The sequence below is a fragment of the Corynebacterium sp. p3-SID1194 genome (assembly GCF_025144155.1).
In the GTDB taxonomy this organism is placed as follows: domain Bacteria; phylum Actinomycetota; class Actinomycetes; order Mycobacteriales; family Mycobacteriaceae; genus Corynebacterium.
Genome location: NZ_JALXWY010000001.1, coordinates 22,036 through 35,381 on the forward strand (window position 1 = coordinate 22,036; position 13,346 = coordinate 35,381).

At 63.3% G+C, this 13,346-nt stretch carries 12 protein-coding genes; 4 read left to right on the forward strand and 8 right to left on the reverse strand.

The annotated features are described in order from the left end of the window. Nucleotides 1–27: 27 nt before the first annotated feature. Together M3G19_RS00105 and M3G19_RS00110 are read right to left on the reverse strand one after the other, a co-directional pair. Complete coding sequence (locus M3G19_RS00105) at nucleotides 28–2,589, reverse strand: RNA helicase (protein ID WP_259899743.1); 2,562 nt, start codon at nucleotides 2,587–2,589, stop codon at nucleotides 28–30. A gap of 27 nt (nucleotides 2,590–2,616) precedes the next feature. Next, nucleotides 2,617–3,597 (reverse strand): PAC2 family protein, encoded by a 981-nt coding sequence (locus tag M3G19_RS00110; protein ID WP_259899744.1) that lies wholly within the window; start codon nucleotides 3,595–3,597, stop codon nucleotides 2,617–2,619. 214 nt (nucleotides 3,598–3,811) lie between these two features. Here M3G19_RS00110 and M3G19_RS00115 point away from each other — a divergent pair, with 214 nt between their 5' ends. Next, the gene (locus tag M3G19_RS00115) at nucleotides 3,812–5,104 is read left to right on the forward strand and encodes a DUF4192 domain-containing protein (protein WP_259899745.1); all 1,293 of its coding nucleotides are present in this window, start codon (nucleotides 3,812–3,814) and stop codon (nucleotides 5,102–5,104) included. Here M3G19_RS00115 and galE read toward each other — a convergent pair whose 3' ends face one another. The 6 genes from galE to M3G19_RS00145 form a co-directional block, all read right to left on the reverse strand. Next, complete coding sequence (gene galE / locus M3G19_RS00120) at nucleotides 5,105–6,064, reverse strand: UDP-glucose 4-epimerase GalE (RefSeq protein ID WP_259899746.1); 960 nt, start codon at nucleotides 6,062–6,064, stop codon at nucleotides 5,105–5,107. It abuts the gene before it with no gap. A 51-nt stretch (nucleotides 6,065–6,115) separates the two neighbouring features. Next, nucleotides 6,116–6,808, reverse strand: coding sequence for a metal-dependent transcriptional regulator (locus M3G19_RS00125; RefSeq protein ID WP_259899747.1), 693 nt, complete (start codon nucleotides 6,806–6,808; stop codon nucleotides 6,116–6,118). Between the two features lie 100 nt (nucleotides 6,809–6,908). Further along, on the reverse strand, nucleotides 6,909–7,904 hold the full coding sequence (locus M3G19_RS00130) for a sigma-70 family RNA polymerase sigma factor (RefSeq protein ID WP_259899748.1): 996 nt from the start codon (nucleotides 7,902–7,904) through the stop codon (nucleotides 6,909–6,911). Nucleotides 7,905–8,076: 172 nt separating this feature from the next. Further along, on the reverse strand, nucleotides 8,077–8,511 hold the full coding sequence (dtd, locus tag M3G19_RS00135) for a D-aminoacyl-tRNA deacylase (protein ID WP_259899749.1): 435 nt from the start codon (nucleotides 8,509–8,511) through the stop codon (nucleotides 8,077–8,079). Between the two features lie 15 nt (nucleotides 8,512–8,526). Further along, entirely contained in the window at nucleotides 8,527–10,050 is a 1,524-nt protein-coding gene (locus tag M3G19_RS00140) for a class I SAM-dependent methyltransferase (protein ID WP_259899750.1), read from the reverse strand. 10 nt (nucleotides 10,051–10,060) lie between these two features. Further along, nucleotides 10,061–10,501 (reverse strand): DUF3099 domain-containing protein, encoded by a 441-nt coding sequence (locus tag M3G19_RS00145; RefSeq protein ID WP_210574261.1) that lies wholly within the window; start codon nucleotides 10,499–10,501, stop codon nucleotides 10,061–10,063. Nucleotides 10,502–10,586: 85 nt separating this feature from the next. Here M3G19_RS00145 and M3G19_RS00150 point away from each other — a divergent pair, with 85 nt between their 5' ends. Genes M3G19_RS00150 through M3G19_RS00160 form a run of 3 tightly spaced genes read left to right on the forward strand, consistent with a single transcriptional unit; the run spans nucleotide 10,587 to nucleotide 13,196 of the window. Then, nucleotides 10,587–10,838, forward strand: a complete 252-nt coding sequence (locus tag M3G19_RS00150) for a DUF3039 domain-containing protein (RefSeq protein ID WP_259900214.1) — start codon at nucleotides 10,587–10,589, stop codon at nucleotides 10,836–10,838. Continuing rightward, nucleotides 10,835–12,604, forward strand: coding sequence for a DEAD/DEAH box helicase (locus M3G19_RS00155; RefSeq protein ID WP_259899751.1), 1,770 nt, complete (start codon nucleotides 10,835–10,837; stop codon nucleotides 12,602–12,604). Before M3G19_RS00150 ends, M3G19_RS00155 begins: the two co-directional genes overlap by 4 nt. A 13-nt stretch (nucleotides 12,605–12,617) precedes the next feature. Then, a complete protein-coding gene (locus M3G19_RS00160; protein ID WP_259899752.1) occupies nucleotides 12,618–13,196 on the forward strand; it encodes a DUF4190 domain-containing protein in 579 nt (192 codons plus the stop codon). The last annotated feature ends 150 nt before the right edge of the window (nucleotides 13,197–13,346 follow it).

Genomic DNA, 13,346 nt, shown 5'->3' on the forward strand with positions numbered 1-13,346 from the left:
GTTGGTGCGGGAAAATAGAAGAAATACTTAATGGCGCATTTCAAGAGAGCTCAGGCGGACTTCGCCGGCGGCGTCGGAAGCGTCGAGGTCAACGGTGCCGTGCAATTGGAAAGAATTGTCGCCTTCAGGATCTTTGACGAGCTGGGTGACAGTCCAGCTGCGGGAGTCCGTGTCGGCAAGCACGAAGTACTCGGGTCCGCGGGCATCGGCGTCCAAGTCGACATCGTCATAGTCGTCGAAATAGTCGTCCATGAGTGCAGGCCAGTCGGGCTGGTCGGCCAGCTCCATGTAGTCGAGCATGTCGGCGAGCTCTTTTTCCTTCTCGAAGGCGAAGAGCTCGACCATGCGGAAGAAATAATTGCGCACCATGATGGTGAAGGCGCGGCGATTGGCGGTCAGAGCGGTCGGATCTTCCACGCCGAAGGCCAGTTCGCGTTCCAGATCGTCGCGGCTTATGGGGGTGTTCTCGTCGGCCATGTGGGCCCATTCGTCGATAAGCGATGAATCGACCTGGCGGATGAGCTCGCCGAGCCACACAATGATGTCGTCGAGGCGCTCTGTCATGTACGCGTCGGGGATGGAATGCGATAGCGTGCGCCACGCGTCGGTGAGGTAGCGCAGGACGACGCCTTCGCTGCGCGCGAGACCGTATGTGGCGATGACGTCGGAGAATGTCATCGCGTGCTCGATCATGTCGCGCACGACCGATTTGGGGGAGAGATCGAATTCTTTCGCCCACGGATTACCATGCACGAAGGTCTCGTAGGCATCCTCGAGCTCGTCGCGCAGCGGCTGCGGGTAGGTGACGTCCTCGATGAGCGCCATGCGTTCGGTGTAGTCGACGCCGTCGGCCTTGAGTGCGGCGATTTCCTCGCCGCGCGCCGCGGATTGCTGGGCCTGGAGGAGCTGGCGCGGATCGTCGAGAATCGCCTCGAATGTGGAGATGACATCCAAGTCGTAGGTTTCCGAGGCTGGGTCGAGCAACGTCAAAAACGCGAGTGCGAACGGCGACAGCGGCTGGTTGAGCGCGAAGTCCCGGTCGAGCTCCGCAGTCAGGGTGTACGGGCGGAACGCGGGAGAATCAGGAGTGCGCTCGACGACCTCGGCGGCGATGAGCCCGCGGAAGAGATCGACGGCGGTGAGAATGTCGCGGTTCTGCTTGGCGCGGGTGTCGTGGTTGTCTCGCAGCAAGTGCTTCATGTGCTCGTAACCGTCGCCGGGACGTGCGACGACGTTGAGCAGCATCGAGTTCGACACCGTGAATTGGCTGGTCAGCTCCTCGGGCTCAGCTTCAGTGAGCCGGTTGAACGTCTTCTCCGACCACGAGACTTCGCCGTCGCGCGGGGCCTTCTTGCGGATCTTCTTCAGCTTCTTCGGGTCGTCGCCGGCCTTGCGGCGGAGTTTCACGCTCTCGATCTCGTGCTCGGGTGCTTCGACGACGACGGTGCCTTCTGTGTCGTAGCCTGCGCGGCCCGCGCGTCCGGCGATCTGGTGGAATTCGCGGGATTTCACGATGCGCTGCTTCGTGCCGTCGAATTTCGCCAGCCCGGTCATGAGGACGGTACGGATCGGAACGTTGATGCCCACACCGAGCGTGTCCGTTCCGCAAATGACCTTCAGATGTCCCGCCTGGGCGAGACGCTCCACCAGGCGCCGGTATTTCGGCAGCATGCCTGCGTGGTGGATGCCGATGCCGCGGCGCAGCAGCTTCGACAGAGTCTTGCCGAAGGTGGTGGTGAAGCGGAAGTCGCCGATGGCGTCGCGAATCGCGTCTTTTTCCTCGGCGGAAATGATGGACATCGACGTGAGCGCCTGCGCGCGCTCCGTCGCCTCACGCTGGGAGAAATGCACGACGTAGATGGGTGCCTTACCGTCGGCAAGCAGCTCTTCAATGGTGTCGTGGACGGGCGTGAACACGTAGTGGAAATCCAGCGGAACCGGGCGTTCGGATCCGCCGACGTAGGTGGTCTCGCGACCGGTGCGGCGGGTGAGGTCGTCCTCGAGCCACTTTGTGTCGCCGAGCGTCGCCGACATGAGCAGGAACTGTGCTTTGGGCAGCTCCAGCAGCGGCACCTGCCACGCCCAGCCGCGGTCGGGCTCGGAGTAGTAGTGGAACTCGTCCATCACGACTTGGCGGATGTCGGATTTGGCGCCCTCGCGCAGCGCGATATTGGCCACGATCTCAGCAGTAGCCGCGATGATCGGGGCATCACCGTTGACGGTGGCATCTCCGGTCATCATGCCGACATTCTCCGGGCCGAAAATCTCGCACAGGGAGAAGAATTTCTCGCTCACCAACGCCTTGATCGGTGCGGTGTAGAAAGACCGCTGGCCGCGCGCCATGGCGATGAAGTGCGCAGCGTTAGCCACCATCGACTTACCGGACCCAGTAGGCGTGGCCAAGATGACATTGTCACCGGACAACAGAGCCAACGACGCTTCCTCCTGCGCCGGATACAGCGAGATCCCGCGCGAGGAGGTCCAGGAGGTGAAAGAGTCCCAGACTGCGTCGTCGATAAGCGTGCTCGGGACGTTCTCGAGATCCGCAATCGAATCTCCGAGCGTCGGTGCTGAGGCGTTGGAAGTCACCTCACCCACGGTACTAAAGGCGCGCGGCTACTCGTCGTCGTCCGGCATATCGATGTCGTCGCCCGGGCCGAGCGTTTTGTCGCGGTCGTCGATGGCCGCGAGAAAATTCTCGAATGCCTCGCCGATCTCCTCGCCGCTGGGCACCTGTGCCTCGCCCGGCATCATCTTCTGCGGGTTCTTTTTGCGGTAGGACGCCATCTCCGAGTCGTAGTGCTGCTCGAGCTGGCCGACGACGTTGGCGATCTCCTCGGAATTATTCGTCTGCTCGGCGAGCTGCTGCGCGACGCGCTCCATGTCGCGCTCGATCGCGCCCAGCGGGAACTTCAGGTTCGACGTATCCGAAACGGATTGCAGCAACTGGTAGACAGCCTGCGGGTACGGCGAAGACGCGACGTAATGCGGAACGTGCGCCGTGTAGCCCGCAACGCGGCGGCCGCGGGAGTGCAACTCGCGCTCGATCATCACGGCGGCGGCACCTGGAACAGACACCATGCCGTCGAACGTGAACATCTTCCCGACGAGCTCGCGGTCGTTGCCGTGCGCGGACACGACGAGCGGACGCGTGTGCGGCGCACCCATCGGCGCGGCGTAAAGGCAGATGGTCTTGTCCACGTTGAAGCGGTCGGCGAGATCCGCCACCGACTTCGAGAACGCCTCCCAGCGCAGATCCGGCTCTGGGCCGGAAAGCAGCAGGAAGGACTCGCCCTTGGAATCGCGCAGCACGCGGATGTCTAGGTCAATGTCGTCGACGTCGCTGATCTCGTGCTGGCTCAGCGTCACCATCGGGCGGCGCGAGCGGTAGTCAATGAGCTCGTCGTTGTTGAACGTGGCGAGCGTGCGCGAATCGAGCGCGTCCTTCAGATGCCCGGCCGCGCCCTCGACGGCGTGCCCCGCGTCGGCGTAGCCCTGCATGGCCACGATGAGGGTGGGGCCAGAGGACGCGCCGTCTTCCACGGCGGGAGCCGGGTACTCCAGCTCGTACATGTGCCGCTGATCGTCTGACGTCATGTGTGTGACATCCTCCTTCTTGTGAACTAACACCCAGTACAACACCGTGGGTGTTAGGTTTCATTCCCACCTTACGGACCCCACGCGATAGGTGGTAACGCACGTCCCGCATTGTCCGGGAAAGCACAGCTTCGCTTATCGACGCACCCCCGCCACGCTCCCCAGTTCTGCTTTCCTGGGAACCGATCCGGGGGGTGGGGAAGTCCAATAGGGCATGACACATTCATTCTCAGGACAACAGAAACCGACAAACTCGAACAACCCGAATTTCGATCCGTGGACCGACGACATCGGTTCCGTGGACGACCCAGCGACCATCATCGCGACCATTCCCGGCACGCTCGGCTATTACCCGCAGGAATCCGTCGTCGTGATCGGGCTCGTTCCGGACGACGTGAAAGGTGGGGAGCTCATGCTGGGGCCGGTGATGAGGGCGGATCTCTCGCACGCCGGCCAGTTGGGTACCTTCTTGGAGACGGCGCCGGTGGAGCGCTGCGTCGCCTTCCTCGGCGTCATGGTGACCAGGACACCGCTTGGTGAACTCGCGACCAGTGCCGCGCACGGACTGGAGGAGTTGACGCGTCCAGGCGGGGAACCGCTTATCGACGTATTGTGGCACGTCTCCGAAATCGCCCAGGGCACCCCGTACGAGATGGTCTTCGGGCCCGACCCGGAGGACATGAACCGGAACTGGCCCGACTTGAAATGGGACCGCGGAACGGTGGCGTCTGTGGTCAACTCGCCGGCGATGCGTGCGTGGCGCGACAACGGGATCCTGCCGGCGTTGAACCGTTCCGACACATTCGAGTATTTCGAGCAGGACTCCCACACGGGGTGGGTGACGCTCGGTGGGGACAACATTGAGGTCGCGGCGTTCATCCGGGAGGCGCGTTTGTGCGCCGATGCGCTGCGCCGCCAGATCGATCGCGGTGCGTCCACCCCCGGCGAATATGTGCGGGAAGCAATGGCCGCGCTGCGCAACGCCCCGGCTCAGCCACTCATCGCTTCAGACGGACGACCGAGCTTGGACAGCGTTTTCTCAGACACCGACGATCTTTTCGCACTCGTGACGGTGTTGTCGCGCTCGATGCTGCGGGACTGCGTCATCGGCACCGCGGTGCGGTACCCCGAGCAATCAGCGGCGGCTCTGCTTGCCGTGGCCCGGACATTCGACGGTGTGATCCGTGCGAATGCGCTGAGCCTGTGGGCGATCGTCGCCATTAGCAAGGGCTTGTCTTCCTGGGCGTCTGCGGCGCTGGCGACTGCGCAGGAGGACATGCCCAGGCACTCCATGTCAGCGATCTGCCAAGAGATTCTCGCCGCCGGCCAGCAGCAGCACCTCGTCACCACGATTCTGCAAGGGTGCGAATTGGCGTGCGCGCACATCATCGGAAACGCCGCCGAAGGCGACGGCGACGAGTTCAACGATCTCGGCCGCGACGATGACGAAGCCGATGATTTCGACGATCCCGACGAGGAATACGGGGACCAGGCGGCCAGCGCGTAGCTAACGGGACTGGGTGTACTCCCATGCGTCCGCCACGATCTGGTCGAGGTCGGTGCGGGTGGGGGTCCACCCAAGTTCATTCTTCGCGCGCTGGGAGGACGCGATCAGTGTTGCTGGATCGCCAGCGCGCCGGGGGGCGATGTCTGCAGGAATGGGATGACCGGTGACGCGCCGGCACGCCTCGATGACTTCCTTGACGGAATAGCCGTCGCCGGAACCGAGATTGAAAATGCGGTGCTTGCCTGGAGTATTGGACTGCAGGGCGAGCAGGTGTGCGTCAGCGAGGTCACGGATGTGGATGTAGTCGCGCACGCAGGTGCCGTCAGCGGTAGGCCAGTCGTCGCCGTACATGAAGATCTTCTCGCGTTTGCCCTGTGCCACCTGGAGCACCAACGGAATCAAGTGGGTCTCCGTCGCGTGGTTCTCGCCGAGGCCGCCGTAAGCACCTGCCACGTTGAAGTAGCGCAAACTCGTTGCACCCAGTCCGAATGCGGTGGCATAGGAGGTGATGGCGTAGTCGATGGCCAGCTTTGTCGCGCCGTAGGCATTCGTCGGGGCAGTGGGCATGTCCTCGGTGATCGGGACACGCTCTGGTTCACCGTACGTCGCGGCGGTGGAGGAGAACACGAGGTTGGTCACGTCGTGATCGCGCATGGAGTTCAGCAATGTCAGCGTGGTGCCCACGTTGTCGCGCCAGTATTCGTCGGGCTTTTCCACGGACTCGCCGACTAGCGACCGGGCGGCGAAGTGGAGGACGCCATCGACGGGGCCGTCGGAAAGCACGTCGTCGATGACGTCGTTGATGTCGCCCTCGACGAGCGTGGCGCCCTCGGGCACGGCATCGCGGTTGCCGGTCGAAAAATTATCGACGATGGTGACCGTGTGGCCCGCTTCCATAAGGACCTTCGAGCAGACGCTGCCGACGTAGCCGGCGCCACCGGTGACGACGAGACGGGACATGAATTTCCCTCTTTCAGGGTTGGAGGCTAGTACGTTTAGTCAGCCTAGTTGCTACCCGTGGACAGGGATGACGCGAAGCGCGTGCTCGAGGTCCGGTGCGAGGTTCACGCGAGAACCGGACTCGGTGACGAGCGCCAGTGAGCCATTATCGTTGCGCTCGAGAGTGACATGTGCGCCGCGGGCGATGCCGAAGCGGCAGATCGAAGAATAGTGCTCGGAGTCGAGCTGGAGGATTTCGTTGATCTGCACGATCTCCACGTGGACCGGCTCGGAGACCTCGAGATCGCTGACCCGCACCCCGAGGTCTTCTTCCGCCGCCGCAGTGTAGCCAAGCTCGTCGAGAGCGGGAATCGGATTGCCGAATGGCGAGCGCGTCGGGTCGTCGAGCACCCGGAGCATTTGGCGCTCCACGTCCTCGCTCATTACGTGCTCCCAACGGCAGGCTTCGGCGTGAACTTGGCTCAAATCCAGATTCAAAACGTCGGTGAGCAGGCACTCGGCGAGGCGGTGTTTGCGCATGACGGAGGTGGCCAGTTCGCGGCCGCGCTCGGTCAGGGAGAGGGAACGGTCCGATTCGACGACGATGAGGCCGTCGCGCTCCATGCGCGCCACGGTCTGGGAGACGGTGGGGCCGGACTGATCCAGGCGCTCGGCGATGCGAGCGCGAAGCGGAATGATGCCTTCTTCCTCAAGCTCGTAGACCGTGCGCAGGTACATTTCGGTGGTGTCTACGAGATCTCTCACTTCAGACTTCCTTCAATCCTTACACACGGCGGCTATTGACTAGAGCACATAGTAACCCAGAACGCACCGCCGTTTGGGCGGTGCGTTTAGGGCAGAGGCTCTACTGTGCGTAATCGCGCAGGCGGTCGGCGCGGTCGCCGACGCGCAGCTTGCTCATTACTTCGCGTTCGATCTGGCGGACGCGCTCGCGGGACAGGCCGAATTTGCGGCCGATCTGGTCGAGCGTGCGCGGCACACCGTCATCGAGGCCGTAGCGCAAGCGGATGACATCCTGTTCGCGCTGCTCGAGGCCGCCGATGATGTCGTTGATGTCATCGTGGCGCAGCACGGAGACAACGGCATCTTCAGCGTCTGCGGCCTCAGCATCCTCAATGAAATCGCCCAACGGGGCTTCCTCGTCGGCGCCGACGGGCATGTCCAAGCTCACCGGGTCACGGGACTGACGCAGCAGCATCTCGATCTTGGATTCTTCGATGCCGGACTCTTCCGACAGCTCCTCATTCGTTGGTTCGCGGCCGAGGGACTGGTACATCTCGCGGCGGATGCGGGAGAGCTTATTGACCTGCTCGACCAGGTGGACTGGGAGGCGGATCGTGCGCGACTGGTCCGCCATGCCGCGGGTGATTGCCTGGCGGATCCACCAGGTGGCGTAGGTGGAGAACTTGAAGCCCTTGGTGTAGTCGAATTTCTCCATCGCGCGGATGAGGCCGAGGTTGCCTTCCTGGATGAGATCCAGCAGCGGCATGCCGCGGCCGGTGTAGCGCTTGGCCAAGGAGACAACGAGGCGCAGGTTGGCTTCCAGGAGGTGGGAGCGTGCTTTGCGGCCTTCCTTCGCCAGAATCTTCAGGTCGCGGCGCTTGGCGCGGGTGAGTTCTACCTCAGGGTCGTCGAGGAGGTGCTGGGAGTACAGCCCGACTTCGATCTGTTGGGCGAGTTCGACTTCTTCCTCAGCGTTCAGCAATGCGGTCTTGCCGATGCCGTTGAGATAGACGCGCACGAGGTCGGCGGAAGGGTTGTCATTCGTCTGATTTCGTCGGCTTCCGCGGTCGACCTTTTCTTCATTGGCATCGACAGGATCCACATTGGGCTGAGTCATGGATGAAAGCTCCTTCAAGTCTTGCGAATCTATCGTTCTAACGCCGGACAAGAGCAGATTGTTCCCGCGGTAAGACCCTGCCGCTTTTGCGTGCATTTATGCAGCTCATCTGCGGGTCTGGTATGGGGAGCGGATGCGCGGTTGCCGTGATTGGGACTTTAGCAGGTTGCGTTTAGCTTTCAACAGTTACGGTAAACGGTCCGGAGTTGACCGACGCGACCTCCATCATTGCCCCGAAACGGCCTTCTTCAACATGGATTCCGCGCTCGCGCAAACCGGCCGCGATCTTCGCGATGATGGGCTCGGCGACATCGCCCGGAGCAGCGTCGGACCACGACGGGCGGCGGCCTTTTTTGGTGCGTCCCATGAGAGTGAATTGGCTGACGAGGAGGACAGGTGCGCCTGCATCCTCGGCGGATACTTCGCCGTCGAGAATGCGCAGTTCGGCGATTTTGCGCACCATGGTCTCCCAGGCGTCGTCAGCGTCGTCGTTGCCGACTCCGACGAGGGCGAGAATCCCGCCGGTGTCGGGGCAGTCGATGGCTCCGACGGTCTCACCGTCGACGGTGACGGAGGCCTGCGTGACACGGGTGAGCACGGCTTTCATTGGGGATCCTTTCGGCTAGCTGTTCAGGCTGATGAGGTCGGCGGGGAGGACGAAGCCGTGGCGGATCAGGTCGACGATGACTCCGGCGGCATCGTGGGCGAGTGCTTCTTCGGCGTCGTCGTCGAGTCCGTGGGAGGCGGCCCAGAGGGAGACGATGTCGCGAAGCGGCAGTCCGTCGGGGTTGAGTCCGGCGATGATCGCGGCGACCGCGTCGTCGATCTCGTGACTGAAACGGGGGCCGTCGGTACGCGTGATGCGTTTGACCTCGGGGGCAAATCCCATGCCGGTCTCGGCGTCGGCGAGGCTGACATCTTCGAGGGCGATGCCGGGACGCAGCGCATAGCGCGCATCGAGCACATCGCTTATCGACGTCTCCCGCAGCCACTCCATTCTCACAAAATACTCCTCGACCTCTGGGCCGAGCGGGTCTGTGAACGGTTGGGAAAGTGTTTCGGTCACGACTTCTGTGGGGGCGTCGCCGATCTTGCGGATGAAGATCCAGCCGAACCCGACGGCGCGAACGTCTTCCTCGCGGAAGTGGGCGAGCCACTGCCGGGTGCGGGCGATCCCGTTGGCTGAGCGGGGGTCGACGGACTCGTCCTTGAGCCATGTGGAGACGTATAGCGCGGGGTCCACGACATCGCGCTGTAGCACCCACGCGGAGACACCGGTGGAGGGGAACCAGCTGGCCACGCGCTGCTCCCACGACTGTTCGCTGGTGTGTACCCAGGAGCCCAGGATGAAGGCGGAACCGCTGTCTTCCAGGTAGTCGGGGGCAGAGGACACAACGAGTTCGGTGGCGCCGTCCAAGTCGAGGCCGGAATCGCGGTAGACGTGGCCGACCTCGGGCAGGCCCACGACAAAGGGCGGGTTTGCCACGATGCGGTCGAAACGCTCGCCCTCGACGGGCTCGAACCAGGAGCCGTGGCGCAGGTCCACATTGGTCGCCTCGGCGCCGGCCATCGTGGCATCGGCGAGACTAAGGGCGCGCTCGTGGACATCCGTGGCCACCACGCGTTCAGCACAACCCGACTGCGCCAGAGCCTGCACACCGGAGCCGGTTCCTAAGTCGAGCACTGAGTCGACGGGAGTCAGCGGCGTGGCGGACAGCAACGACAAGCTCGCCGCACCGACACCGAGAACGTGGTCGGGGCCTGGCACGTGGTCGGTCATGGAAGCATCCAGGTCAGAGAAAATGAACCGGTCGCGCCCGGCAATGATGTGGGGCCGGATGTCCAATGCGATTTCCAGGTCGCCGGAGGGGGTGGGGGAGACCACGGCGGCGTCGATAAGCGAAAGAACGAGCCGCGCCGGAAGGAACTCGGAGAGCTGTTCCGCTGTCATCTTTTCGCGCACGAGGAAGAAACGGACGAGGCCCGACAAGCGCGAATCATCGCACGCTTCGACAACCGCGCCGGGCTCGCCGCGGAAGAGCGCCTCCATGGCATCGGGGCCGAGGTGCGCGGCGATGGAATCCGAGGTGAACCCGGCGGAAGTAAATTCGCGGATCAGTTCGCCCGCGATGTCGGTGGGGTGCACGGATAGCTCCTTAATCCTCGTGGTCGATCGTCTCAGGGGTGTTGTCTGTGTGCGCTCGTTCGGTGAGCTGTTGTTGGCGGGCGGCCGCGAGCTGTTGCTGGCGGGCGGCGGCGGGCTTGTATACGTTCCGCGAACGTTTATCGCGCACCTCGTTGCCGTCATTGGCCACCACCACCGAAATCCATGGCAGCGGAATCGAGATAGCGAAGAAAATGATCGCGAGCACCCAGTTATGCCACCACATCACTGCCGCGATGGACAGGAACACGAACGGCAAGCGCATGCCCTGCATGATCAGGTAAGCACGCTCGCGCGACCGCAGATTCTCCTGCGGCGAACGCTTCGCGGACGTGATCAACGCGGCCTTGCGACGGGAAAAGCGCTTGCCGGGCGAGCTCACCGCATCCCCGTCGACGACGGAAGGATCGTTGGGTCCGCCTGCTGTGCTCATGGCACCCAAGGGTAGACGTGCCGCGTGCACTTCCGCGAGCAGCCAGCAACACGGTTTTTAAACATGGTTCGGGCAATGAGGCATGATGGTGTGCGTGACGCAGACAACGACGAAGACGATTGAACGGCCCGATGTCCGCGAAGACACTTCGCAGGGCAATGACACTCCGGACTTCTTCCACTATGTGAAGAAGGACAAGATCGTGCACTCCGCCATCAGCGGTGACATGGTCGTCGCGTTGTGCGGTGAGACCTTCCCGGTGCGGAAGCAGGCCAAGCCCGGCTCCCCGGTGTGCCCCGACTGCGAGCGCATTTACAAGGGGCTGCGCCGCAAGTGACATCCGCAGCACCGGGCAAAGGGCCGTCTCTGCGCCAATGGCAGCAGGAGGCCCTTGACCTTTTCACCGCCACGAAGCCGAAGGACTTCCTCGCCGTGGCTACGCCAGGCGCTGGTAAGACGACCTTCGCGCTGACGTTGGCGAGCACGCTGCACGCGGAGAAGACCGTCGAGCGCATCATCGTCGTGGTGCCCACGGAACACCTGAAGGTCCAGTGGTCGCAGGCCGCGGCGCGCTTCGGGCTGTCGCTCGACCCGGAGTTCACTAATTCGTCTGCGGTGAACCCGGCCTACGACGGCATCGTGGTCACCTACGCGCAGGTGGGCATGCACCCGTTCAAACACCACGCGGTGGCGTCGTCGCGCCGCACGCTGGTGATTTTGGACGAGATCCACCATGCCGGCGATGCCAAGAGCTGGGGCGACGGTGTGCGCGAGGCGTACAACGACGTCGATCACCGCCTCGCGCTGACAGGCACGCCGTTTCGTTCCGACGATTCCGCGATCCCATTCGTCACCTACGAAGAAGACGGCGAGGGGCATCTCGTGTCCCAGGCGGACTACACGTACGGCTACGCCGAAGCGCTTGCAGACGGTGTGGTGCGCCCCGTCGTCTTCCTCGCCTACAGCGGTGAGGCGCAGTGGAAGGACTCGGCGGGGGAGGAATACACCGCACGGCTCGGTGAGCCGCTGGATGCGGCGCAGACGGCGCGCGCGTGGAAGACCGCGTTGGACCCGAAGGGCGATTGGATCGCCGCGGTGCTCCAGGCCGCGCAGACCCGTTTGACGAAGGTCCGCGGCCACATGCCGGACGCCGGCGGCCTCGTGATTGCCACGGACACCACGACGGCGCGCGCGTACGCGAAAATCCTGGAGACCATAAGCAGCACTCCCGTGACTGTGGTGCTTTCCGACGAGCCGGGGTCGTCGAAACGCATTGCCGAGTTCTCCTCCTCCCAGGACGAATGGCTCGTGGCCGTCCGCATGGTCTCCGAGGGCGTCGACGTGCCGCGCCTGGCGGTAGGTGTGTACGCGACCTCGGCGTCGACGCCGCTGTTCTTCGCGCAGGCGATCGGCCGCTTCGTGCGTTCCCGTATGCCCGGCGAATCCGCTTCGATCTTCCTGCCGTCAGTGCCGGTCCTGCTGCGCCTCGCCGAAGAAATGGAGGTCTCCCGCGACCACGTGCTGGGCAAGCCGCACCGCGAATCCGGTTGGTCCGACGAATTGCTTGAGCAGGCCAACCAGAAGCGAAGCGAGCCCGACGAGGCTTCGAAATACGAGTCCATTGGTGCCTCAGCGGAGCTCGATTCCCTCATCTTCGACGGTTCCACCTACGGCACTCCGACGATGACCGGAACCGACGAGGAACAAGACTTCCTCGGCCTGCCCGGCCTCCTCGACGCGGAACAGGTGAAGACGCTTCTGCGCAAACGCCAATCCGAGCAGCTCGACGCCCGCGAGGCAGAGGAGAAAGCGCGCCGGGCCAAAGAGGCTGCCGCCGCGAAAGAGCGGGAAGCGCGTCCACTGGCCTCACCGGATACACCCGTCGGCGCAGCAAGCGCCACGGGCGGCAGCGGTGTCGCGTCGGAGGACATCCCCGCGCTCCGGCAAGAGTTGAACACGCGCGTGTCCATCATGGCCTCGCGCACCGGCCGCCCACACGGTGCGATCCACACCGAGGTGCGCAAAGCCTGCGGCGGTCCGCCTACCGCACTGTGCTCCGCCGATCAGCTCAGGGAAAGAATCAGGTACCTGCAGCAGTGGTAAAGTCGGCCACACCATGGTGCACCCGAATCCTTACGGCGCTGGTTACCCGCGCAGCCCGCGGGACCCACTGAACGAACCTTACGGCGGCTATTCCCACGAGCGCGCCGGACAGTTCGACGGCTACGGCCAGCCTTTTGAACAGGGCCCTGTTGACGCGTACGGGCGTTACAACCCCCACGGCCCGAATTCATACCTTCCTTCGGGCTACGCGGACCACTACAACGGGCAGCCCCGCAGCAACGGCTTCGCCATCGCGTCTCTCGTCATCGGTATCGCCACGATTCTCACCTCGTGGTGGTTCATCATCCTCGGTTCAATTTCCGCGATCGTCGGAATCATTTTTGGCGCCATCGGGATCAGCCAGAAACGCCGGGGTCTGCGCCGCGGCGGACTCATATCCGCCATCATCGGCATCGTCCTCAATGTGTGCGCGATCATCGTCTCCATCCTCATCGCCGTCATTCTCATCTCCATGCTTTTCGAGGAACCGGGCAGCTACACCGACTTCGACGATCCAGCCCCCATCGGCCCGGACGAGTTCAACGAACAGATCGAAAAGCACCCCGATGGCCGGTTCACCGAGAGCACTTAGCCCGGATTATTCGCCTTCTGTTGACGCGCTACCGCAGAAAATCCGCCGAGAGAATTCCGCTATTTCCAGGTAATGTCTCTGTGGTCACAACCGTTTTTCAGTCCACGGACGACTGCGCTCGTGGCGTGTTGCGGAAAGAGGAGAAGTGCA

Bases quoted from the DNA above. Each gene is read 5' to 3' on its own strand.
- M3G19_RS00110 (WP_259899744.1), bottom strand. From the start codon at position 3,597: ATGACGTCAGACGATCAGCGGCACATGTACGAGCTGGAGTACCCGGCT.
- M3G19_RS00115 (WP_259899745.1), top strand. From the start codon at position 3,812: ATGACACATTCATTCTCAGGACAACAGAAACCGACAAACTCGAACAAC.
- galE (WP_259899746.1), bottom strand. From the start codon at position 6,064: ATGTCCCGTCTCGTCGTCACCGGTGGCGCCGGCTACGTCGGCAGCGTC.
- M3G19_RS00130 (WP_259899748.1), bottom strand. From the start codon at position 7,904: ATGACTCAGCCCAATGTGGATCCTGTCGATGCCAATGAAGAAAAGGTC.
- dtd (WP_259899749.1), bottom strand. From the start codon at position 8,511: ATGAAAGCCGTGCTCACCCGTGTCACGCAGGCCTCCGTCACCGTCGAC.
- M3G19_RS00145 (WP_210574261.1), bottom strand. From the start codon at position 10,501: ATGAGCACAGCAGGCGGACCCAACGATCCTTCCGTCGTCGACGGGGAT.
- M3G19_RS00150 (WP_259900214.1), top strand. From the start codon at position 10,587: ATGGTGTGCGTGACGCAGACAACGACGAAGACGATTGAACGGCCCGAT.
- M3G19_RS00160 (WP_259899752.1), top strand. From the start codon at position 12,618: ATGGTGCACCCGAATCCTTACGGCGCTGGTTACCCGCGCAGCCCGCGG.